We start from the raw sequence: 22041 nt of genomic DNA on the forward strand, positions 1-22041 counted from the left end.
GGCACCTCGCGCCCCCTTGCCACCAACCGCCAGTCAATTAGCTGTAGCTAAAAGAGTTCCGGAACTGCATACTGCATGCGCGACGCAACAAAGCTACCACTTTGCAACCTCATCGGAATGCGGCGACGATGACGAAGTATCAGGTCAAAGAGATCTACAGCAATACAGTCGTGTCATCTGGCGCTGTCGTGGAGAGCGATCCTATGAAAGCCGCCGGGGCCGCCGCCGGACAACAAAGAGTGTCGCCAAGAGCACTGCAGGATCATTGGTTCCGGGTGGTCGATGAAGAGAAAGCCACCGTGTATGAGTACAGCTTGGTCGGACCTGACGAACGTCCAGACCTCTTGGAATGGAGTGAGCACTCCGACTTCGGTCCTCCGATTCATGGCAAGGTGCACGGACCTGAGCTCACCAACGAGGGCGATCACTTCTACAACTGTCCCGCATGCGGTCAGCCCGTCGATCAGCGCGATTTGGGCCAAGTCTTCTGGCATGAAGTGCCCGGCCATGAGCCGCTGGAGCGAAGCCCGAGGCGAAGGTGATGGCGGGATGTTGCTTGCCCCATGACAACGCCTTCACACCTTGGGCCGCCCATCAAGTGCAAGCCGCACGAGCCCTCCGACGAGGGCGACCATTTCTATAGTGCAAGATCTGCGGACAGCCGGTCGACATGCTCGATTTGCATCAGGCGATGTGGCACGAGCAGCCGAGGCATGAGCGGCTGAAGCCCGAAGTAGTCAAAGACCCATGAACCGAAAAGCGCAGTGTACGGCTACTCAGTCAAACCGGGACCAAAACGCACTATAGCATCGAGGATCGTGCGGTAGAGGCTGTCGACATCCTCATCGATCTCTACCCGCTTGATACCGATCGCCTTGGCATCGGCGATCAGCTTGTGCGTGAGTTCATCAATCGAGATGACGTCGGCCGTAGCGTTCTCAGGGACGTTGTTCGCGATCCATTGTTTTAGGAACATGATGCCGCGCGTGCTCATTCCGACACAAGTCGCGCGGGGATATTAGTTCCGCTCATGGTGCCCCGCGCGCGCCGGCGGTCTTCGGGTCCCGTGCTATCATTGCCGGCTCGCTTGTCGATCGCCGCCTGCAAACGTGCCGCGGCCACAAGGATGCTATCCGATGTTGGTTTAACGGGATCATGCTGGGTCGTAGCTGGACTAACATTGTTATCCGAAATGTCCCCGCTCGCCGGCGACCGGAATCAAAGCGGGATATTTACGATCTCCACTGGTTGGATCGCGCATTGCGACTGCTTTCCAAGCTCATCTCCCCCAAATTGTTCGCGCTGTAACAGTTATCGTGACCTTACGGCTGCCAGGGGTTTTGATGCTACCGCAGATGTCGCGAATAGCCAAGGGAACGCTCGCTACTCTTCCTCGCCACAGGCGCCGTTAGAGAGATTGATCAATGCGGCGCGGTCACAGATCTCAAGCGCCACGCTGGTCTAATGGAACCGTTTCGGGCGGATGCGCATTGATGGTCCAGTTCAACGGAGGGCAGCGCAGTGTCCATCATCGGCAACATCACCGGCATTTTCTCCTCGAACGAGGAGGCCACGAAAAAGGCGCCTGCTAAGAAGGCAGCGACGAAGAAAGCAGCGACTGCGAAGGCGAGCACGGCCAAGAAGACTGGAGCTGCCCCAGCTATGGCAGCCCACTCAAAGGACTCCGCGGCCAGGGGTAGATCTGGTCAGCCCAAATCGGCCACCAAGAAAAAAGCGGCTGCCCCTTGAGTTCAAAGGAGCCCCGCTCGGCGGGGTTTCTTGTGATGGCTTGGGAGCTGAATGGAAAAGACATTCGCAAGGATCGCTAACGCTGTCGCTCGCGGGGCAGGTCGTCCGATCACCTTCATCCTTTGCATGGCTTTGATCGCGGTCTGGGGCTTTTCGGGACCTTTCCTCGGTTTTTCGGAAACCTGGCAGCTCATCATCAACACCTCGACGACGATCATCACCTTCCTGATGGTTTTCCTTATCCAGAATACGCAGAATCGAGATGGGGCAGCGGTACAGGCAAAGCTTGACGAACTGGTGCGCGTGAGCGCGGGCAAGAACAGCTTCATCGGGATAGATCATTTAACGGCGGCCGAGGTCGAAGAGATCCGGTCTACCTGCGAGGCCGCAGTTGCCCGCTCCCAATCCTCGGAACCGGCAGGCAAGAGGGACAAGGAAGAGAAATGTCGCCAACCGCAAGCTCAAAACACCTGAGGGGCACCGAAGAGAAACGGCACTAGAGCCGCTCCCCATTCACGGGTTGAATAAATTCCTGCTGGCGAGCCCGATATCTTTTGCAGATCGAGGCGGGCGAACTTGAGCTCGCAGAACATATTCAGGCCGTTCTCCGATCGACAACGTGGACTGGATGATCACCGGCAGGCGGAGGTCAGCTACTGAATGGCTGGTATGCGCCCCTCATCTCAGCCGCACAGATCGGCTTTGCCACTCCTTGGCAGCAGACATCGCCACCGAATACCGGACGCCCTGAAGTCCGGCCAAAATTTTGATGCGGACTCAGGCACTCAAACGCCGTTCCCGGAGCACCTAGCTACACAGCTTTGGGTCTGCCCTTCTTGGAACTCACGCCTGGAATTCAGCTGAAATCGCATGCGTGACCAGCTTTCGGTCAATTCGGCAATCACCCGTTCAGATCTCAACCCAAGTCAAAGATCGAGTAAAACTGAGCCTTGAGCGCGGCTGCAACAGGCCAGGACAAAGCCCGCTGACTTTTCTTCGGACGTAAGTCCGCCAAGATCCTGCATCGCAACTTCGCCCGAGAGCTTGGCAATCCGGCACGCACCGCAAATTCCCTGCTGACAGCCGGTCGGAACATAGACACCACAGTTGCGCGCCGCCTCCAGCAGGGTCTCTCCGGGTGCGCAACGATGCTCCAATCCGGAACGGGCGAAATGGACCGAGGACGAAACCGCAGAGGCCACATCCGGAGCAGCACCGCCCAGGGCGCCCCCGAAGCTCTCCTCATGATAACCCCGGGGGTCAACGCCTGCCTGGCCAAGACCGTCTCGCAGCGCCTTCATGTACTGTTCGGGGCCGCAGGCGTAGACCGTGCGCTCGCGAAGATCGGGGACTAGGCGCAGGAGCAAGGGGCCGTCCATGCGGCCCGTCGGTCCTGCCCAGGAGGGATCTGCCCTGGAACAGACGCATGTCACGCTCAGGTTGCGGAATCGGGCAGCGAGCGCATCGAGTTCCGACCTGAAAATGAGATCTCGCGGCGACCGGGCACTGTAAATGAGGCACAGGTCCAGATCGGAAGCTCTGTCCGTCAGGGTTCGCAGCATAGACATAAGAGGCGTGATCCCGCTGCCGCCCGCAAGAAAGAGAGGCTTTTCGCCTGGCAAGCCGTCAAGTTTGAACGAGCCCCGCGGGCCTTCAATCTTGATTTCGTCGCCCGCCCGCAGATTCTCGTGGATCCAATTGGAAACGAGCCCGCCTGGTGTCCGCTTGACCGTAATGTGCAGGTCGAGCGGACGTGTTGGTGGCGACGAAACGGAATAGGACCGGGCCACCACAACGCCATCGATCGCGAGGTGAAGGACCACGTATTGCCCCGCATTGAAGCAGAACATGCAATCTGAGGCGGCCGAGAACACAAAGGTCTTCACGTCGTGCGTCTCGTCGATGACCGCACGGCAGAGCATTGCCTGTGGCGATGCGTCGGCCCATTGCCGCTGCCGCATCGGTGCGAAAAAATCGGAAGCCGGAAACGAAGTATGTGCGTTCATGTTTGGCTCTCAATGACGCGCCAAACATGGCAGCCGCAGGCTGTCCGGAACAGTGGGTTGAGCCCAGCTTTTTAATCGGGAATTTCGATCTACGTCTCGAGCGACATCACCGCCAGCTGCAGCGCACGAAGCCCTTTGCGGATGATCGGCTCATGCTTGCGCCGGGCGAGCATGGCCGTATGGACGGGCTGGTAGAGCGTCGGTGCGCCGTCGACCAGGAAGGACGGGCACTCGGCGGTAAACCTGCGGGCATCGTCGTTGCGCATGTAACAACTCCCCCCGGTTCGCCGCAGCATGGCTTCGGCCAGGCTCTCGGATCCCATGGAAAGGCGGGAAATTGCCAACGAAGGGATCAGCTCGGAATGGGTTTTCTCAAGGACGACGGTGTAGCCCGGCCGAATGTAGCTGTCGGGATCGACCTCCGACATCGTCCTGGCAAAGGTCGAGACCATCACATACTCCTCGACCATAAGGTGCTCATAAGCAATTTCGGGAAGATAGCGGGGGGCGTAGAGCACGGCTATGTCCAGATTTCCCATGCTGAGATCGGTCACCATCTGGTTGGAGTAGTCGGATTCCACATGGATCGAGGCTTTGGGAAGGGCTTGACAGAGCGCCTCCACCCACCCAGGCAGCACTGAGCGTGTCATGCCAACCTGCGCGGCCACGCGAAGGGTTCCTTCGAACCGGTTGAACGCGCGCACGTCGTGACGCGCCTGCGACCAGGTCGACAGCATCGCCCGCGCGTAGGCTTCGAAACGTCGTCCCGCCGCGGTCGGTTCAGCGCCGGCGCGACCACGATGGAAGAGCTCCGATCCTACCGCGCTTTCGAGGCTCTTGATCCGGCTGCTTACCGTCGACTGCGTAATGTTGAGCCGGTCGGCAGTCCGGTTGAAGTTCCGGGACTCGATGATGTCCAGGAACGTCTCAATGTGGTCCAGCTGCACGGACAAACCCCCAATCGAAAAACCCGATCATTACCCAGAGATCATTGGCTTGATCCGGCAATTGTCAAGGCGGAAGCTAGGCGAGCTAAACGGCAAGTAAAGCCGCGGTCTGGAGAGGGAGCGAAAGCTAAAGTGTTTATCGTCGACTGCGATTGTCACAACTACTGGTCCAGCGCCACGGTATTGGAACCGTATCTTTCCGGGATCTGGAAGGACATGTTCATCGAGGGCGAGAAGACCGGCCCCAGGGGGTCTTTCCCGCATGGCCATCGCCCCTGGTTCCATCCGCAGGATTTCTCCCGGAAGGATGTGCGACCCGAGACCGAAGCCGACAACTACCGGATCATGAAGGAAAAACACCTCGACAAATATAATGTCGGCGTGGCGATCCTCACCGGGGACGAGCCTATAGAAGCCTCGACTCTCGCAAACCCCTATTACGCCAGTGCGCTGGTCAGTGCCTACAATGACTATCAGATCGCCGAGTGGTTGCCGAAAGACAACCGCTTCATGGGTTCCATCATCATTGCGCCTCAGGATCCGAAGCTGGCGGCCGCCGAGATCCGTCGGCTCGGCACTCACCCCCGCATGGTCCAGGTTCTAGCCTCCCAAGGCTCCGTGAAGCCGTATGGTGATCCCTTCTACCACCCGATCTACGAAGCCTGTGCGGAGATGGGATTGCCGTTTGCCATTCACCTGGGCGGCCACGGTGGTGTCAACTGGAACGCCGTCGCGCCTGCCCCCACGACCTTCTTCTGGGAAACGCACGCCATCCTGCACATGTCGGCGATCAGTCACGTCGCCAGCATGATCGCTCACGGGGTGTTCGAGAAATGGCCAGAACTCTACTTCGTCGTAGTCGAATGCGGCGTCGCCTGGGTGCCGACGGTGCTATGGCGCCTCGACGCCGACTACAAGGCGCTGCGCAAGGAAACACCATGGCTGAAGATGCTGCCATCGGAGTACTGCCGCCGTAACATACGCTTCTCCACACAGCCGCTGGAGCAGCCGGCCAACGTGCAGCATCTCTGGTCCATCCTGGAAGCCATGGACGGCGAGAACACGCTGATGTTTGCGTCGGACTATCCGCATTGGGACTATGACGACGCCAACACGCTGCACATCCCGCCAGCCTGGAGAACGAAGGTGATGGGTCAGAATGCGCTGGACGTCTACAAGCGCATTCCTGCCATCCTAACCGCGAATGCTGCCTGACGGAGCAGAACATGGCCGAGAAAACCTACATATGCCGCGTCGACGAGATCAAGGCCGGGACACCCGTCATTGCCAAGGTCAGGAGCCTTTCGGTGGGCGTGTTCCGCATCGGAGAGAGCTTCCATGCGCTGCTCAACATCTGTCCGCATCGCGGCGCGCCGCTCTGTGAGGGGCCGCAATGCGGGACGACCGCGCCTGTCGAGGAAGCCCGCTTCATCTATCATCGAGAAAACGAGATCGTGCGCTGCGCCTGGCATGGCTGGGAGTTCGACATCAAGACGGGTTCGGCGCTGGTCGATCCCACTGTGCGTGCGCGGACGTTTCCCGTCATGGTGGAGGACGGCAACATCTATGTGACCGCCTGATCTGGCAGACGGGAGGCAAATCGACGAAGGACCAGAACGGCGGAGAAGGAGCACTTACGCATCGCGTGCTTGACGACGGTTGAAAAAAGAACGCGGAAAATCCGCAATGGGAGAACGGCAATGTCGGAATCAGAGTACAAACTGCGCATCGCGAAAGGTCTTATCGGGAGCGGCAAGGTTTCGCGGCGTGACTTCATCCATCTAGGATTGGCGGCAGGCCTGACCGTCGTCGCAGCAGATCAGCTCTTTGTCACTGCGGCACGAGCAGAACCGCAGCAAGGCGGTTTCGCAAAGCTCGGCATGGCGCATGGAGCGACGACAGATTCTATTGATCCGGCTGGGTATCCCGACACTTTCTCCCAAACCGCCTTTTCAGGCGCTATGTCGAACAGCCTGACCGAGGTGGATGCGAAGGGCGGCATACAGCCGGACCTGGCAGAAAGCTTCGAATCTTCTAATGGCGCCAAGACGTGGGTCTTCAAGCTACGCAAGGGCGCGACCTTCCACAATGGCAAGAGCGTGACGGCAGACGACGTCGTGACCTCTATGCGGTATCACATGGGCGCCGACACCAAATCTGCGGCGAAGCCTCTGCTTGCGTCTGTGAAGGACATTAAGGCGGACGGGCCAGAAACGGTTGTATTCACACTCGAAAGCGGCAACGCCGATTTCCCCTACATTATGAGCGATTATCATCTCGTGATCATGCCGAGCGTTGACGGGAAAGCGGATTGGGCATCAGGGGCCCGAACCGGCGCATTCGTGCTCGAGAATTTTCAGCCTGGCGTCTCGGCCAAGCTCAAGCGCAATCCGAATTATTTCAAGAACGGCAAGCCTTACCTGGATGAGGTGGAGTTCGTCGCCATTACGGATTTGGCCGCACGCATGGCTGCGCTCTCGACCGGGGAAGTGGATTACATTGGCCGCGCCGACCTGAAAACACTCGGCATGTTGAAGCGCAATCCCAAAATCGACATCATCGAGATCACCGGCTACGGGCATTATACTTTGCCGATGAATGTCACCATGGCGCCTTTCGACAATCCGGATGTGCGCATGGCAATGAAATGGGCGATCAACCGACAAGAGATCGCCGACAAGATCTTCCTTGGACATGCTACCGTTGCCAATGACGATCCAATCGCGCCGGCCATCAAGTTTTACAAGAACCCGGAGCCGCAACACAGTTTCGATCCCGACAAGGCGCGCCATTATCTGAAGAAGGCGGGGCTGGAAAAGCTGAAGGTCGATCTCTCGGTCGCAGATGCGGCTTTCGCAGGTGCAGTAGACGCGGCCGCACTCATTCGCGAGACGGCCGCACAGTGCGGCATCGAGGTCAATGTCGTGCGCGAAGCGGAGGACGCCTATTGGGACAACGTCTGGCTCAAGAAGCCCTGGTGCGCTTCCTATTGGAGCGGTCGCGCCACCGCCGACTGGATGTTCACGCAAGCCTTCGCAGCCGAATCCAGCTGGAACGAGTCGTTCTGGAAGAATCCACGCTTCAACGAATTGCTTGTCCAAGCCCGAGCCGAGACGGATGACGCCAAGCGCGCCGCCATGTATGCCGAAATGCAGCAGCTGACCCATGATGATGGCGGTACTATCGTGCTGGTGTTCAACAACTTTGTCAGCGCCAAATCCAAGAAACTCGCCCATGGCGATGTGGCGCCAAATTGGGAAAATGACGGACTGAAGATGGCCGAGCGCTGGTGGATGGCTGTAGCATAGGGTGTTTGCCAAGCGCGCCGCCCGCACCGCGGACGGCGCGCTCTTGGGACTGCGCGCATGCGTGTGAATCCGGTCGCAAAAACGGTTATGCAACGGTTAGGCCTCGGCCTGATCACGTTGTTCGTCGTTTCCATCATCATCTTTTCGGCGATCGCAATGCTGCCTGGCGACTTCGCCAAGGCGACGCTCGGTCAAGCCGCTACCCCCGAAACAGTCGCGGCCCTTCAACACGAGATCGGCCTCGATCGCCCGCCAATCGAGCGCTACTTCAGCTGGATTGGTAAGATGGCACAGGGTGATTTTGGTTCCTCCTTCGCCAGCCGGACCGGCTACCGGCGAACGGTCGCGGAGATCATCGCACCACGTCTCTACAACACCATGTTCCTGGCGGTAATGACCGCGCTGGTCGCGGTGCCGCTGGCGTTGGGGTTGGGTATTCTTGCGGCCCTCTACCGCAACAGCTGGTTCGATCGGCTTGTAAACACGGTGACACTTACGACAATTTCGTTCCCTGAATTCTTCGTCGCCTACATGCTCGCCTTCCTGATCATCTCGCGCGACACGTTCGCCGGCACCGATCTCGCACAGTCTTTACCCGTCTGGCTCGCAGCTTCGATCGACTGGACCTTGAACGTCGTACCTAAGTTCCCGACCCTGGCGAATATCAGCGACCAGACGCCGTTTTGGGAGCATGTCTGGCGTGCGGCTCTGCCGTCCATCACGCTTACACTCGTCATCGTCGCTCACATGATGCGAATGACGCGCGCGGCGATCATCAACATGCTTTCAAGCCCCTATATCGACATGGCTCGGTTGAAGGGAATGACGCCAATGGTGGTCGTGCTCCGGCACGCTTTGCCAAACGCCTGGGCCCCGATCGTGACGGTTGTCGCCTTCAATCTTGCCTACCTCATCGTCGGCGTCGTGGTCGTAGAGGTAGTGTTCGTCTACCCCGGCGTCGGCCAACTGATGGTCGATGCCGTGAAATCGAGGGACGTACCAGTCGTGCAAGCCTGCGCCCTTGTCTTCGCCGCCACCTACATCCTGCTCAATCTGATCGCCGATATCATTTCGATCGCCACCAATCCGAGGCTTTTGCACCCAAGATGACAAGTGCGGAGCCCCTCATCCAGACCACGAGAGCGCCCAGGGTAAGGCGCACACGCCGATCTCGGATGAGGATAGCGCTGAAGAAGGCGCCGCTCAGTGCCTGGTTCGGCATGGTTGTAACCCTCTGCTACGTTCTGGTCGCTCTATTTGCGCCTCTCATCGCTCCTTATCGAGAGACGCAGGTCTTTAGCGAGGCATTCGCCCCGTGGAGCCACGAGTTTATGTTCGGGACTGACCAGCTCGGTCGCGACATGCTCACTCGACTCATCTACGGGGCTCGCAACACGATCGGCATCGCCGTCACCACAACTATCATATCCTTTGCAGCGGGTGTGACGCTCGGCCTGCTGGCGGCAATGTACCGGGGGTGGCCAGACCAGATATTGTCACGTGCTGTGGACGTGTTGATGTCGATCCCAAGCCTGATTTTTGCGCTGATGCTGCTTTCGATATTCGGCTCTTCGATAACCAGTCTCGTCTTGATCATCGCATTGCTGGATTCCACACGCGTGTTTCGTCTGGCGCGCGCCGTTGGCCTGAACGTAGTGGTTATGGAGTATGTCGAGGTCGCGCAATTGCGCGGCGAAGGTCCCGCATGGATTCTCCGCAAGGAAATCCTGCCCAACATCCTGCCGCCGCTCATCGCGGAATTTGGCCTGCGATTCTGCTTTGTGTTTCTGACCATCGCGGCATTGTCGTTCCTGGGCGTCGGCATACAGCCGCCATCGGCTGACTGGGGGTCGATGGTGCGGGAAAACGCAACACTGATCACCTATGGCGATGTCACGCCGCTGCTGCCGGCCGGCGCCATTGCCCTCCTGACGGTAGCGGTGAACTTCGTCGTGGACTGGTTGCTACATTCAACCAGCGGACTTCGTGATGAAAAGTAGCAGTGCCACGGCGCGCGAAAAGGGAACAGATCTTCTCAAGGTCCGGGACCTCCACGTTGAAGGCTTCTCGGACGAGCGCTGGCACCCGATTGTTCGGGGCGTCGATCTCTCGCTTAAACGCGGAGAAGTGCTTGGCCTGATCGGCGAATCCGGCGCCGGGAAGTCGACCATCGGCCTTGCGGCAATGGGTTATGCCAAGCCGGGGTGCCGTATTAGCCAGGGCTCGGTGCTGTTCGACGGTGCCGATCTTTTGTCAATGAGCGAAGCCCGCCGTCGGCGGCTCCGGGGCTCCCGCATCGCCTATGTGGCGCAAAGCGCAGCCGCCTGGTTCAACCCGGCTCACCGGCTCCTCGATCAAACCGTGGAAACGGCAGTTGCGCACGGGATCGCCAGCAGAGACAAGGCCAATCGCGACGCTATTGAGCTTTATCGACGCCTCCAGCTTCCAGAACCTGAGACCATCGGCTTCCGGTATCCGCATCAGGTGTCCGGTGGTCAGTTGCAGCGAGCCATGACGGCCATGGCCATGGCTTGCCGGCCCGACCTGATCGTGTTCGATGAGCCGACCACTGCGCTCGATGTGACGACGCAAGTGGAGGTCCTGGCCTCGATCCGCAGGATTGTCGAGGAATTCAACACAGCAGCGATCTATGTGACGCACGATCTGGCGGTGGTGGCGCAGATGGCGGACCGGATTATGGTCTTGCAACACGGACAGACTGTTGAGGAAGCCGATACGCGACAGATGCTTACGGCTCCTACCCAAGAATACACTCGGACCCTCTGGGCCGTGCGCAAGCTTGCGAAGCCGGAGATTCGGACCCAGGATCATCTACTGACCATCGACAACGTCACCGCGGCCTACTCTGGAAGGGTTAAGGTGCTCCTTGATGTGTCCATCAAGGTTCCGCGCGGCCGGACGGTAGCAGTCGTGGGCGAATCAGGGTCGGGGAAATCGACGCTCGCGCGCGTCGTTACCGGTTTGCTGCCTGCGATGTCCGGATCGATGTCATTTGATGGCAAGCCGCTTGCCCTCTTCTTGAAAGGACGTTCGAAAGACCTGCTGCGCCGCATCCAAATGGTCTATCAGTCGCCGGACAGCGCCCTTAACCCTCGCCAGACTGTGGAGGAGATAATTTCGCGTCCGCTCGAGTTCTACTTAGGCTTGAAGGGGCAGCAGCGCGACCAGCGGGTCGGCGAGCTCATGCACATGATCGAGATGGACGAAAGCTTCCTCGACAGACTGCCCGGTGAATTGTCCGGTGGCCAGAAGCAGCGGATCTGCATAGCCCGCGCGCTCGCTGCCAATCCGGAGCTCATCATTTGTGACGAGGTCACCTCGGCACTGGATCAGATTGTGCAGGAAGAAATCTTGAAGCTCCTGATGCGCCTGCAGCACGAACTCGGCATCAGCTACATCTTCATTACCCACGATATCGCGACGGTAAGAGCGATTGCTGACGAGGTCGTGGTTATGCACAAAGGTCAGGTGGTGGAGCAGGGTTTGAAAACCGAGATACTGACGCCACCCCACGCAGCCTACACCGAACTGCTTCTCTCCTCGGTGCCGCAGATGGATCCGGACTGGCTCACGGGCCTGCTTGCTCGACGGGACCCAATTTTCAAATAGCAATAGAAGCGGTACCGGCATTCGCCGACTATCTTCCGGTTCTCTGTTAGCCGAAACTCAGGGGCCATCTTCGAGCTAAGGGTTGTCGCGCCAACGGTCCCCTTCGACGCCCTTAGGAACGCGTGGTCCCGTCTTCCGTTGACTGCGATGCCATCCACCTTGATACGCAGAACGGAGTACGATCCGGACAGACGGATCCTCTCTGTATGGCTAATGACCAGCGACAAGCGTTATGACTTCGAGGATGTACCGCCCGAAACCTTTGATGCATTTCGATCCGCCTTCGCCAAGGGGCGGTACTTCAACAGCCACATCCGCAACCATTTCCGTTACCGCCGAAGCGACAGCTAACAGGCTTCAAGCGTATCCTATCTAGGGGGCGGCTTGCCACGCCTGCCTTCCATGAGTGACCGTCCGCAAGGCCCCCATGTTCGTCATTCAGAGGGGAGGTGGGTCCAACCAGGCCGGAGCCAACAACCTCGCAGGATGTTCGGCAAACGCGAATTGCGAGCCTGCGGTGGGCGGTCAGGGCGGCGCGCTAAATAGCTAATGATCCACTTGTAGTGCCTCTAGTTCGCCAGATCCACCATGCGGGATCATACGAAGGATATGGGTTGGCTAATCATCCAGTAAGCCATTGGTTTATGCGACCAGCATTCTTCCACTTCGTTGCTGTTGCGGGGAGGCGGCCTCATGTCGGCTTGTCCACCAGGGGTGTGCTCCTCGTAGGGGCCTTATAGGCGTTCACCAGCCTGACGACAGCGGCATCGACCGTGACCGGAGTGCCGAGGTTCACGGTTACACGGTTTTCCTGGATTTGGGTGACGTTGCCGATCAACTCGATGTGCTGTCCCTTCTGCAGCTTTGTTGTTTGGTCCACGACCGAGTGGGGTTGCCCATAGGAGGGTATGGAAACGCTCACCCGGTCCTCGGTGACACGCTTGCGCACTGTCGCGGTGATTACGACCTCGTCGCCGATGTTAATGCCCTTTGCCATTCCCATGATTCTGGGGCGGCCAACGGCTTCGTCAAGCGAGCGGTAATGTGTCACGGCGCAGAGGAACAAACGACCGCGCGGCCATGCCTGGAAGGCATGGCGCCTCCTATCATTTGAATTGCAGCTGAGGACCGAGAATCTGCGTACCGGCATGTATGAAGGCTGCCCACCGCAGGCGATCGGACTTGGCGCTGCCACGTTCACTGCGCCCTTTTGGGTGGCGGAGTGGGGTGCGAAGTACGGGTGCCAACAACTCCTCCGCCGTCGCTGGAACCTTTTTCAGCGGCGCGGATTCCTCTGCATGACAAAAACCCCTGAAGTTGCCCCACCCCTTCTCGCCGAGACCAGCCCCGACCGACCTGTCAATTGCGAAGTCGCTCTGGAAACTGCCTTCGCGGCCCTTGTCGCCACCTCCACCGCCCAGGGGTGGACTCCGGAAGAGACGGCGGAGACGCTGTACAAGCTCGCTGTTGAGCATCTCGAACAGCTCAAGGCCACAGCGGCCTAATCGCTCCGGCCCCCGTCGGACTGTCATCCCGGCTCGGCCGCCGAACCTCAACGGTAAGCAAATGCCAGCATTGTCGTGCCCCATCCGATAACAGGCAGGACAGACGAAACAACGTTACGGTACCGGCAAGCCTGTCCGAAAATCGGGTGTCACCGGAAGCGAGCGCTTATGAGCGGTGCTGAAATACGCATCAAGGATACGCCTTCGCGCCGCCTCGTTGATTTCCTTACCTTCGAGGAAATCGTCGATCTGATCATATGTGATCCCATATGCATCTTCGTCAGGACGAAGTGGGACAAGGTTCTCCAAATCTGCGGTCGGCACCTTGTTGACAAGTTCGGACGGAGCGCCCAGATGCGCTGCCAGGGCGCGCACCCTGCGTTTGTTTAGCCCGGAAAGGGGAAGGACGTCAGCGGCGCCGTCGCCGAATTTGGTGAAGAAGCCCATCATTGCCTCGGCCGCATGATCGGTGCCTATGACCAGTCCTCGGCTGCCAGCAGCGAGCGCGAATTGGGCAATCATGCGCTGGCGGGCCTTGATGTTGCCCAGCACGAAATCCTCCCGATGGGCATCCCCGAGTTCCACGCCAGCCACCTTGATCGAGTCAAGCATTGCGTCGGCCGCCGGTTTGATGTCGAGTCTGTGCACTTCGTCCGCCCCAATGGTGTCGAGTGCTCGCTGAGCGTCCCTCTCGTCGGCCTGTGTGCCGTACGGCAGCCGGACAGCAAGAAACTTGGCATCGTATCCTGAGCTCCGCAGTTCGGTTACGGCTCGTTGAGCCAGAAGTGCGGCCGCGAGCGAATCCACCCCGCCGCTGATGCCCAGCACATACGTGCTGAGGCCGGCTGCACGCAGGTAGGTGCCAAGAAAGTCGCTGCGCCGGCGCGCCTCCACTGCGGCATCGAAATCCGGAGCGACGCCCAAGGCGCTGATGATCGCTTCTTGTTCTGTCATGTCGAGATATGCTCCTGTCATCCCTTGATTCATGGCAGTCGTTGGTGCCCCCGATTCAGGTTTGGCAACCCCGTCTCGTTCTGCGTGGAAAACCGGAAAATGTTTCAATAACCGAGCCCATGCCGTCAGACCAGGGCGGTCGCTCATCACCTTGGCCGAAGCGGAATTCTGGTCCTTTTTAACCGTGTATCGCATCCGACCACTTAAGGGGCATCGCACCGCGTCCACGCCCAACCTCGATCGAGACGCTTGCGTGCTGTGGATCAAGCTCGCGACGGTGAAATGCGAGAGCCCTTCATTCAGGAGACCCACGGGCCTGATTGGCCGCCATCGTCACGCAAAGCGAGACCAGGCGCTTTGCGTTGGTTGTCGCGATCCGGGCCGAGCGTCCCACAGCAGAGGCGCCGCCCAGTTCGCTTGATCTCCCTTGCATTGCGCCAATCCGAGCGCTAAATACTGAACCACATGGTTCAGTATTTAAGAGTCCCTCTCGATACCTCGTTCGCCGCGCTCTCGGACTCCACCCGACGCGGCGTTCTCGAGCAGCTCGGACGTGCGGACGCTTCGATCACGGAGCTTGCCGAGAAATTCCACATGACCCTAACCGGCATGAAGAAGCATGTGGGCGTGCTGGAGCAGGCGGGGCTGGTTGTCACGAAGAAGGTTGGGCGCGTGCGGACCTGCAAGCTCGGCCTTGGCGGACTGGAGGAGGAGGCGGCATGGATCGAGAGATACCGGCAACTCTGGGACGCACGCTTCAACGCGTTGGACAAGGTGGTCGAGGAATTGAAACGCAAGGAGAAAGTCGATGGACAAAAGAAGAAACAGTGAGCCTACCCCATCGAACAACCGCACGACGGTGGAACGGACGTCGGAGCGTGAGTTGGTCGTCACACGAAGCTTCAACGGTCCGGCGCGCGTCGTGTTTGAGGCCTGGACCAAACCCGAGCTGCTCAAGCAATGGTGGGTGCCGAAGTCGACGGGCATGGTGCTGCGTTCCTGCGAGATGGACGTTCGTGTAGGGGGCGGGTACCGTTTGGTGTTCGGACATGATGCCTCGAATACTGACGAGTTCTTCGGCAGGTATATCGAGGTGACACCGTACTCTCGCCTTGTTTGGAGCAATGACGAAGGCGGTGACGAGGGATCCCTCACCACGGTAACCTTCGAGGAAAAGGGGGGCAAGACACTGCTAGTCGTCAATGAGCTCTATCCTTCGAAGGAAGCTCTCGACGCCGCCGGCACCGGGGCAGCTGATGCGATGGGCGAGGCATTCGACCAACTGGACAAGCTTCTCGTCACGCTGCACGGCAGCGCCGGCCGTTCATGAAGTCTTAGATCTCGCGCTCGGCCGCATAGCCTGTCACCTGCGGTGTCCCCTAGCTCAGGGAGCGTCGAGGTCGAGCGCTTCACCGGGCATTTGGCTCGGTGCGCCTGGGCGAGGGGCTGCCAGTTGAGGGCGGCGGCCGAGGACATTGAGGCCGTCGATGAGTTACTGAGGCCGAGCCGGCACAGGATGCTCTCGACCTTCAGCGAAGCGGCCAAGCGCAGCCCCCGCTTGATGCCAAGGCCTGACCGACCTCCACCATTAGGTTGGCGCTAGACATCACTCAAATGAACCGCGGCGACACGAGATTGCATGGAAGACCTACGCGCAAGAACGATGCCTCGGCCAACGTGGACAGAGATCCCGACGAATGGGTGAGCGGTGATGACCCGATGACCGCCAGTGGCAACCGCCATAGCGGTTCGCGTCCCCGGGTGAGCGGCGCGTTCGATCACCCGGAGCGTTGCCGGGAAAACTTTCTACGATTCCGCTCGGAGGTGTCGTTGTTGTCCACCACGGGATTGAGCTCAGACGCAAAACTCACTCGCATGTTGCAGATCAGTCCCGATTTAAGGAACTTCAGAGTGACACGTCCTGAGGTGCGGGACGCGAATACACGCTCGAGGAGCTGCGTGCCGAAGCCCTTTCGCTCGACAGGTTCCACAGCCGGACCTCCCCGTTCGCGCCATTCTAGATCCAGCCAGCGATGCTGTTTTTGACCGAGAAGCTTCCACTGAATCGACACCGTGCCTGTATCGTTCGACAGCGCTCCATACTTTAGCGCATTCGTCGTAAGCTCATGAAAAGCAAGAGCGGCTGAAAGAGCGACGTTCGGTGGAAGCCAAACAGACTCGCCACTGATCTTGAAGCGCTCGATCGGAGCGTGTGAGCGGATTGATGTGGCAATCAGATCCTTGACGTCGGCGCCACTCCAGTTCTGCTGCGTCAGCAGGTCGTTAGCCTTGGCCAGCGAGACGAGACGGCTGGAGAGCGTGCGTCCTGCTTCGGGCAAACTTGTGGCGTTGCGGAGCGTCTGGGTGGCAATGGACTGAACCACAGCAAGGATATTCTTCACGCGATGGTTCAGCTCGTTGGTCAACAGTTTCAGGTGCTCCTCACCGCGTTTGCGGTCCGTGATGTCGAGACTGATTTGTACGGCGCCTATAATGTCGCCGGCCGGGTTGCGAATTGGACGTGCGCTGGAAAGTAGAAAGCGCTCGACCCCTGATGGCAGCGTGTAGGCGAACTCTTCATGATCGGTCAGCTGCCCGCGCATGGCGCGGCTAAGTGGGCGGTCTTCGCGGCTCACTATGTGGCCGTCCTTGACGGCCACGGTGTCGATGACGAGCTCGGGCCTGCCGAAGGACTTGTGCGCATCCGTCGGCAGGCCCATGAGTTCGGCCGCGAAGCGGTTGCGGATCACCTGAAGGGCTTTCGGATCATAAGTAAACCAGACCGCCGCCGGCGCTGTCTCCAACACCGCCTCCAACTCATACCGCCGTTCGGCGATTGCACGCTCTGCGTCCACCATCGCCTGGGCGATGGTGGCGAACTCCGTAACGGAAGTCGACAGGGGTTCGACGCTGCGGCCATGACCGAGCGCCTCGGCCCGTGTCGCCAGTTCAGCGGTGGCCTGTGTAAATCTCTTGCCGACGACATATCCGAGAGCAACGGAAACAAGGAGCGACAGGAGACCTATCGCGCAAATCGCCACAAGCGAGCGCCAAAGCGGCGCCTGCGCCGCTGAAAGAGGCACGTTTGCGGTGTAGAACCAATCAGAGTACGGGGATCTGTAGTAGCCGGCCAGCAGCGTCACCCCTTCGAAGTTGTGGGACGTAAAGGAACCGGAGCGCCCAACGATCTTTGCCACGTATTCGGGCAATCCGCGCTTTCCGGTCCATTCGTCGTGCAACTTGGAACGTGCCACGTAGTTTCCGTCGCGATCTCCCACGCCCACAGTCCATCCTTCCGGTACGGCCGGCATCAAAACATCGCGGATCCGGGCAGTCGGTACAGAAAGCGAAAGAAGCAGGTCCTCCCCCTTCGGGGCGGGCACCCGGATGGCAACAGCAACGCGGTATTCGCCTGACCCCTTGCCGGTGAAAACATCGCTGACGAAAACACCTGAGCGGTTGAGTTTCTCGCGGTCAACAGCAGCTATCGGTTCCACGGACGGTAAAGCGGCGCCGTAGCCGATTTCGGTGTTCATCAGCTGATTGCGGCCAAGATCGCGCAGGACAATCGTCCGGTCCGTCCCATGGACAAGATCGAGCGCCTCGCGGTGGAAGGCTCGCAGATCGCCATTCGCGAGCGCGGCGGATTTGGAAAGGCCGTCGAGAATGGTTTGGAGATTTGCGAGCTCGCCTTCTACAACGAGCGACACCTGTCGAGCCGTTTGCACGGCATCCTGTTCAAAACGATATCGTTCATGCAGGGCATACTGGCCTAGTAAATAGCCGGCAAACAGCCAAACCGGGACAACCGCGGCGGCGATCAAACCAAGCAGGTGCGATCGAACTGATCGACGAGGCAAGTCCATATCCCGTGCCGCCTCAGGAACGCTCAACCATAGTCAGCGGGCCAGGAACAGCAAGCGTTAGTTCAAGCGAATATAGTGCCGTTGGACCCCTGGTCCGGCGAAGCGGGCGCTGTCGTCTCGCTTGCCGGCTTGCGCGGGCCCATCAAGGTCGAGCCCGGAACCGGTCCGCATTTGCTCTTCATTTCCGCAAGCTTTGGATTGCGGCAGCAGGGTTGTCGCTGCCGAAGCAGCCATCGTGCAAACCAGAAGGGCGATGGCGTTCAGGTGCGAGCACAATGCTAGGCAGAGACCGCCATGGACATGCAGCCTCTCTTTATCGCGAGACTGTGACGTTGGGCACTTCAGCTACGATCCTTATCCCTTGATCGGACCACTCGCGGTGTAACGACCCCTGAAGCTGTCGCTGTATTGTAGCTTCGGTCATGAGTGTCCCGAAACCCTTTCGCCGAGGCGTGGGTGGGGGCGGTCCGCCGGTCTCCTGCCACTCGAGGATAAAACCATTATTCTGGGGTCTGGCTTGCCATTTGATTTGTAGCTGACCCGTCTCTTTCGAAAGCGAGCCGTGGGAAGCGGCGTTGACTGCTAGTTCATGAATGAACAGCGCCAAGGGCTGAACAGAATGCGCTGCAAGCATGACATCCGGACCATCCAGCAGAGCGCGAGACGCTCCGTACGGCTCAATCTGAGACGAGATTGTTTCCTGCAATGGAATCTCGTGCCAGCCCCGCTGCGACAACAAGCCATGCGCCCTAGCCAGGGCCTGTATGCGCCTTTGGACCGAGGCGGCATATAGCGCGGGGTCGTCAGATCTCGTCAAGCGTACGATGCTGTCGACAAGGGCAAGTACATTGTTGGCTCGATGGTCCACCTCCAAAAGCAACCGATGCTCTGACGCTTCTAGGCTCTCGATCCTGCGAAAATCTGTGCGGTCTATCTGAGATGCGAAATGGTAAACCAGACGGCCATCGTCGTCATGGATTGGACTGATGTGCAGCAGATTCCAGAACGCCGATCCATCTTTCCGGTAATTCAGCAACTCGAGGTTGATCTCACGCTCCTCCTGCAATCCTGCTCGGATCTCGGCGATGGCCGCAGGGGATGTCGCTGCGCCTTGAAGAAACCGGCAATTGCGTCCAAGCACCTCACTTGCCCCATAGCGCGTGAGGTTCAGAAAAGCCTGGTTCGCTAGTACGATAGGAAAATCTTCCTGGGTGGCGTCAGTCACCACCATCGGCATTCTCGTCCGTTGTAGGGCTATCGTAGCCAGTTCCTTTACATCAGGCATAGCCCGATCGGTAACGGCGACCGGTTCATCACCGTGGAGACCGGATGTGCCTTCGCTGTCCATCGATGTTTCCCTGAGCTGACATGAGCTCAGGAACAACGTCGATGGAACTAAAACGTTTCCCTTGGAAATGGTCAGTACACCTCACCGTCCTTCAAAGCTTCGGTCGCTGTTCGAAGGCAAAAGGTGCAATCAACTGCGGGAGAATGCGTTTATCACCCGCCGCCATTCGGGAAGGTGTGCAATGAGGTTAGCGCATCGGGGTGGGGTGGCACGGCGCCGGCACGTGGCTATTCCTGCTCCTCTGGAACATTTCAGATGCCGCACACGTTGGTTCTGATCAACCGAGGAGAAGGACCATGCACAAGGACGAAGTCAAGGGCTCAGCAAAGAAGCTGCGCGGCGAGGTAAAGGACAAGGTCGGAAAGGCAACGGGCGACGACAAGCTTCGCGCTGATGGGGCCGCCGACAAGGCCGAAGGCAGCCTGCAAAAGGGGGTTGGCAAGGCAAAGGACGCAATTCGGGACGCCTTGAAGGATTGAACCCCGAGCTTGACGACGCGGCGATGCTGCGAGGGTTCAGGCGTTTCGACGGCCGCCGCCTTGGGCCCGGGCTAGAGACCCCTAAGCACAGCTCTCCACCCCAGCAACGCCGTTAGGAGCAAGAGAGCCGCCTATTTCTGACGAAGTCGAATCTCTGCCTCTTGTGCTCGGACCGCGCCAGCCGGTGAGGAGCGCCCTTGGGGGTCCTCATAGAGGTTATTGACCGCTTCATCCTGGTGGATTTCCACGCGCCGTGAAAGCCTCCTTTGATTCAGCAGAGCATAGATGATTATCAAGGCGAGGATGACAGGTCCGACGATACTCAGCGTCCAAATGGTGCCCGGTCCACTCATATAAATTCTCCTTCGCGGCCAAACACCGAGCGCGGGAGAAGGTTCCCCGATTGCTGCGGCTAAGCGCACCTCCTGAGTTCGACAACTTGGACACCGAGCCGGAACGCCTGACCATCCGCATATGAGCGGGCGTACTCTTCAGCTTCGAAGGGCAACGTGAGGGAGCTGCCATAGGCGGTCACACGCACCGACCATTTCCTCTCCCGGATGATTTCAACGGCATGCTGCTCGTGCGGAGCCATGCTTTCCTCCCAGAACTTACGTTGAGGCAGCATCTATAGCGTCGCAAAATTCGTTTGAATGCAAATAATCCGACATGTGGCGTGTCGGAATGCCGAACCGTGCCGGAGCGTTTAGGCCGTTGTAGCCTTTAGCTGTTCGAGATGCTCAATAGCGAGCTTGTGGAGCGTCTCGGCCGTCTCTCCAGTGTCCATCCTTGGGCAATGGACGTAGCCACATCAGTCGTTCCTGCGTCTAACAAGTCTTGGCCGCCTCTTGGAGCTGAAGGTCATACTAGGATGGCGAGATGCAGTGCGACCGTCCGCGATCTGGCTGTCGGGTATCCCGCGCTGGCCTGTCTCCTCGATGGCAATCAATCGGGCGTGGGGATTTGCCACGACTGATACTCCGTCGTTCACCAGGCGCCGCTACCACAACCTACATAGCAACAAAGGCCTCGCGCGTCGTCCGTCAGCGATACCGAGATGCGAGTTGGGCGCCGCGACCGGCATCGAACAGGGCGCGATTTGCGTCCGCGACAGCGGAGAGCCTGCCCCCTTCCTCCAAGGCGGGAATGCAGACCGTGTCACCCTGCCGGAGCCCAGCCAAGGATGCCTTGACGACGTCGGCCGGCTCCATCACCGGCACATTGGGCCTGAGGACCGGCTTGCCGTCGATGTCATGGAATTCTGTCCTGACGACTGCGGGACAAAGCGCCTGGACGCGAATACCTTTGCCCTGGAGTTCAGCCGCCAGAAGCTCGCTGAAGGTGGTGACGAAGGCTTTCGTGGCGGCATAGACCGAGCGCTTCGGCATGAACGGGGAGTTCAGGCTTCCGCTGAAGCTGAGCAGTGAAGAGACATTGATGATAGCGCCTTCGCCGCGCGCAATCATCGCAGGAAGTGCCGCATGCGACAGACGCATGACCGCAGTTACCTGCACGGTAACCTCTTCCTGGGCGCGGTCGATCGAGAGGTCGACGAACGGCATGTAGGTCTGGAAACCGGCGTTGTTGACGAGCAGCGATACGTCCCCGGACCGGATCCGCTGTTCCACCTTGTCGAGGCCTTTCGACAGCGCCAGATCGGCGACGATGATTTCCGCGGAGGCGCCGCCGGCCTCAATCTCGCGGGCTACCGACTCGAGCCGGTCGCGCCGCCGGGCGACGAGCACGACGTCGTACCCGTCGCTGGCCAGGCGCTCGGCAAAAGCTTTGCCGATTCCGGAGGATGCGCCGGTAATGACAGCGACGCCCAAAGAACCACCAGTGGAATTGTTCACGTCGTCCTCCCAATGTATCGTGACGAGAATTGATCTCCTGTTGTCCAAGATATCGCCTGCGGCCGGTTTTGTACTCACCAAATCTCGTCCAGCGCCCAGTGCGGTGCTGCTCCTTGGAGGCAAAAAGGCGCTTTCGAGTGCGGCCATGCCGAAAACGGACCGAACGCTTTCGGCCCGTTCTCGCTGACAGCCCAGCAGGTTTGCGCCCATGCCGAGCCATACGGTCGAAGGCATCGCGCACCACCTCCAGGTAGGGGAGCCGCCGCCCTGGTGAAGCTCCCATGGCGTTCCGCCGCCTCGAAGGGGGTACGGTTGGGACACTGTCGGCGAGCGCTCAGGGATGGCTGCGTATCTCCTGGGCGATCACAGCAAGCTTCGCGCTTGTTGCCAAGGGCG

21 protein-coding genes are annotated in these 22041 nt (G+C 59.2%); 13 read left to right on the forward strand and 8 right to left on the reverse strand.

What is annotated here, in order from left to right; genetic code table 11:
- The first annotated feature begins 128 nt into the window (after nt 1–128).
- Nucleotides 129–542 (forward strand): hypothetical protein, encoded by a 414-nt coding sequence (locus FJ960_RS29865; protein ID WP_246672789.1) that lies wholly within the window; start codon nt 129–131, stop codon nt 540–542.
- A 230-nt stretch (nt 543–772) separates the two neighbouring features.
- Here FJ960_RS29865 and FJ960_RS13820 read toward each other — a convergent pair whose 3' ends face one another.
- Nucleotides 773–994, reverse strand: a complete 222-nt coding sequence (locus FJ960_RS13820) for a DUF768 domain-containing protein (RefSeq protein WP_140714602.1) — start codon at nt 992–994, stop codon at nt 773–775.
- An 806-nt stretch (nt 995–1800) separates the two neighbouring features.
- On the opposite strand from FJ960_RS13820, the gene FJ960_RS13830 reads away from it, so the two are divergent.
- The gene (locus tag FJ960_RS13830) at nt 1801–2223 is read left to right on the forward strand and encodes a low affinity iron permease family protein (protein ID WP_140510061.1); all 423 of its coding nucleotides are present in this window, start codon (nt 1801–1803) and stop codon (nt 2221–2223) included.
- 452 nt (nt 2224–2675) lie between these two features.
- Here the strand turns inward: FJ960_RS13830 and FJ960_RS13835 are convergent, their stop codons facing one another.
- A complete protein-coding gene (locus FJ960_RS13835; protein ID WP_140510063.1) occupies nt 2676–3755 on the reverse strand; it encodes a hybrid-cluster NAD(P)-dependent oxidoreductase in 1080 nt (359 codons plus the stop codon).
- 89 nt (nt 3756–3844) lie between these two features.
- Nucleotides 3845–4702 carry a LysR family transcriptional regulator gene (locus FJ960_RS13840; protein ID WP_140510065.1) on the reverse strand — a complete coding sequence of 286 codons (858 nt, stop codon included), beginning with the start codon at nt 4700–4702 and terminating at the stop codon, nt 3845–3847.
- Nucleotides 4703–4834: 132 nt separating this feature from the next.
- On the opposite strand from FJ960_RS13840, the gene FJ960_RS13845 reads away from it, so the two are divergent.
- The 7 genes from FJ960_RS13845 (at nt 4835) to FJ960_RS13875 (ending at nt 11991) form a co-directional block, all read left to right on the forward strand.
- Nucleotides 4835–5917: an amidohydrolase family protein gene (locus FJ960_RS13845; RefSeq protein ID WP_140510067.1), complete on the forward strand. Its 1083-nt coding sequence runs from the start codon at nt 4835–4837 to the stop codon at nt 5915–5917.
- Between the two features lie 11 nt (nt 5918–5928).
- Nucleotides 5929–6282 (forward strand): Rieske (2Fe-2S) protein, encoded by a 354-nt coding sequence (locus tag FJ960_RS13850; protein WP_140510069.1) that lies wholly within the window; start codon nt 5929–5931, stop codon nt 6280–6282.
- Nucleotides 6283–6402: 120 nt separating this feature from the next.
- Nucleotides 6403–8010 (forward strand): ABC transporter substrate-binding protein, encoded by a 1608-nt coding sequence (locus tag FJ960_RS13855; RefSeq protein WP_140714604.1) that lies wholly within the window; start codon nt 6403–6405, stop codon nt 8008–8010.
- Between the two features lie 63 nt (nt 8011–8073).
- Complete coding sequence (locus FJ960_RS13860) at nt 8074–9120, forward strand: ABC transporter permease (protein WP_140510073.1); 1047 nt, start codon at nt 8074–8076, stop codon at nt 9118–9120.
- A 65-nt stretch (nt 9121–9185) separates the two neighbouring features.
- Complete coding sequence (locus FJ960_RS13865; protein ID WP_246672792.1) at nt 9186–10010, forward strand: ABC transporter permease; 825 nt, start codon at nt 9186–9188, stop codon at nt 10008–10010.
- Nucleotides 10000–11640 carry an ABC transporter ATP-binding protein gene (locus tag FJ960_RS13870; RefSeq protein ID WP_140714608.1) on the forward strand — a complete coding sequence of 547 codons (1641 nt, stop codon included), beginning with the start codon at nt 10000–10002 and terminating at the stop codon, nt 11638–11640. The genes FJ960_RS13865 and FJ960_RS13870 overlap by 11 nt, the downstream gene beginning before the upstream one ends.
- A gap of 147 nt (nt 11641–11787) precedes the next feature.
- Nucleotides 11788–11991, forward strand: a complete 204-nt coding sequence (locus FJ960_RS13875) for a KTSC domain-containing protein (RefSeq protein ID WP_027143699.1) — start codon at nt 11788–11790, stop codon at nt 11989–11991.
- Nucleotides 11992–12331: 340 nt separating this feature from the next.
- On the opposite strand, the gene FJ960_RS13880 is transcribed toward FJ960_RS13875, so the two are convergent.
- A complete protein-coding gene (locus tag FJ960_RS13880; protein WP_140714610.1) occupies nt 12332–12637 on the reverse strand; it encodes a hypothetical protein in 306 nt (101 codons plus the stop codon).
- 301 nt (nt 12638–12938) lie between these two features.
- On the opposite strand from FJ960_RS13880, the gene FJ960_RS13885 reads away from it, so the two are divergent.
- Nucleotides 12939–13145, forward strand: a complete 207-nt coding sequence (locus FJ960_RS13885; protein ID WP_140510081.1) for a hypothetical protein — start codon at nt 12939–12941, stop codon at nt 13143–13145.
- Nucleotides 13146–13259: 114 nt separating this feature from the next.
- Here FJ960_RS13885 and nadE read toward each other — a convergent pair whose 3' ends face one another.
- A complete protein-coding gene (gene nadE, locus FJ960_RS13890) occupies nt 13260–14099 on the reverse strand; it encodes an ammonia-dependent NAD(+) synthetase (RefSeq protein WP_140714677.1) in 840 nt (279 codons plus the stop codon).
- Nucleotides 14100–14564: 465 nt separating this feature from the next.
- Here nadE and FJ960_RS13895 point away from each other — a divergent pair, with 465 nt between their 5' ends.
- Both FJ960_RS13895 and FJ960_RS13900 read left to right on the forward strand, forming a co-directional pair.
- The gene (locus FJ960_RS13895) at nt 14565–14930 is read left to right on the forward strand and encodes a metalloregulator ArsR/SmtB family transcription factor (RefSeq protein WP_140714611.1); all 366 of its coding nucleotides are present in this window, start codon (nt 14565–14567) and stop codon (nt 14928–14930) included.
- The gene (locus FJ960_RS13900; RefSeq protein ID WP_140714613.1) at nt 14908–15429 is read left to right on the forward strand and encodes an SRPBCC domain-containing protein; all 522 of its coding nucleotides are present in this window, start codon (nt 14908–14910) and stop codon (nt 15427–15429) included. The genes FJ960_RS13895 and FJ960_RS13900 overlap by 23 nt, the downstream gene beginning before the upstream one ends.
- Nucleotides 15430–15877: 448 nt before the next feature.
- Here the strand turns inward: FJ960_RS13900 and FJ960_RS13905 are convergent, their stop codons facing one another.
- Entirely contained in the window at nt 15878–17965 is a 2088-nt protein-coding gene (locus FJ960_RS13905) for an HWE histidine kinase domain-containing protein (protein WP_140714615.1), read from the reverse strand.
- Between the two features lie 313 nt (nt 17966–18278).
- Nucleotides 18279–19313 carry a PAS domain-containing protein gene (locus tag FJ960_RS13910; RefSeq protein WP_140714617.1) on the reverse strand — a complete coding sequence of 345 codons (1035 nt, stop codon included), beginning with the start codon at nt 19311–19313 and terminating at the stop codon, nt 18279–18281.
- Nucleotides 19314–19609: 296 nt separating this feature from the next.
- On the opposite strand from FJ960_RS13910, the gene FJ960_RS13915 reads away from it, so the two are divergent.
- A complete protein-coding gene (locus FJ960_RS13915) occupies nt 19610–19792 on the forward strand; it encodes a CsbD family protein (protein WP_027143691.1) in 183 nt (60 codons plus the stop codon).
- Between the two features lie 1043 nt (nt 19793–20835).
- Here the strand turns inward: FJ960_RS13915 and FJ960_RS13925 are convergent.
- A complete protein-coding gene (locus FJ960_RS13925) occupies nt 20836–21879 on the reverse strand; it encodes an SDR family oxidoreductase (protein WP_140714619.1) in 1044 nt (347 codons plus the stop codon).
- Between the last annotated feature and the right edge of the window lie 162 nt (nt 21880–22041).

This window comes from Mesorhizobium sp. B2-3-11, from assembly GCF_006442215.1.
Taxonomy (GTDB): domain Bacteria; phylum Pseudomonadota; class Alphaproteobacteria; order Rhizobiales; family Rhizobiaceae; genus Mesorhizobium; species Mesorhizobium salmacidum.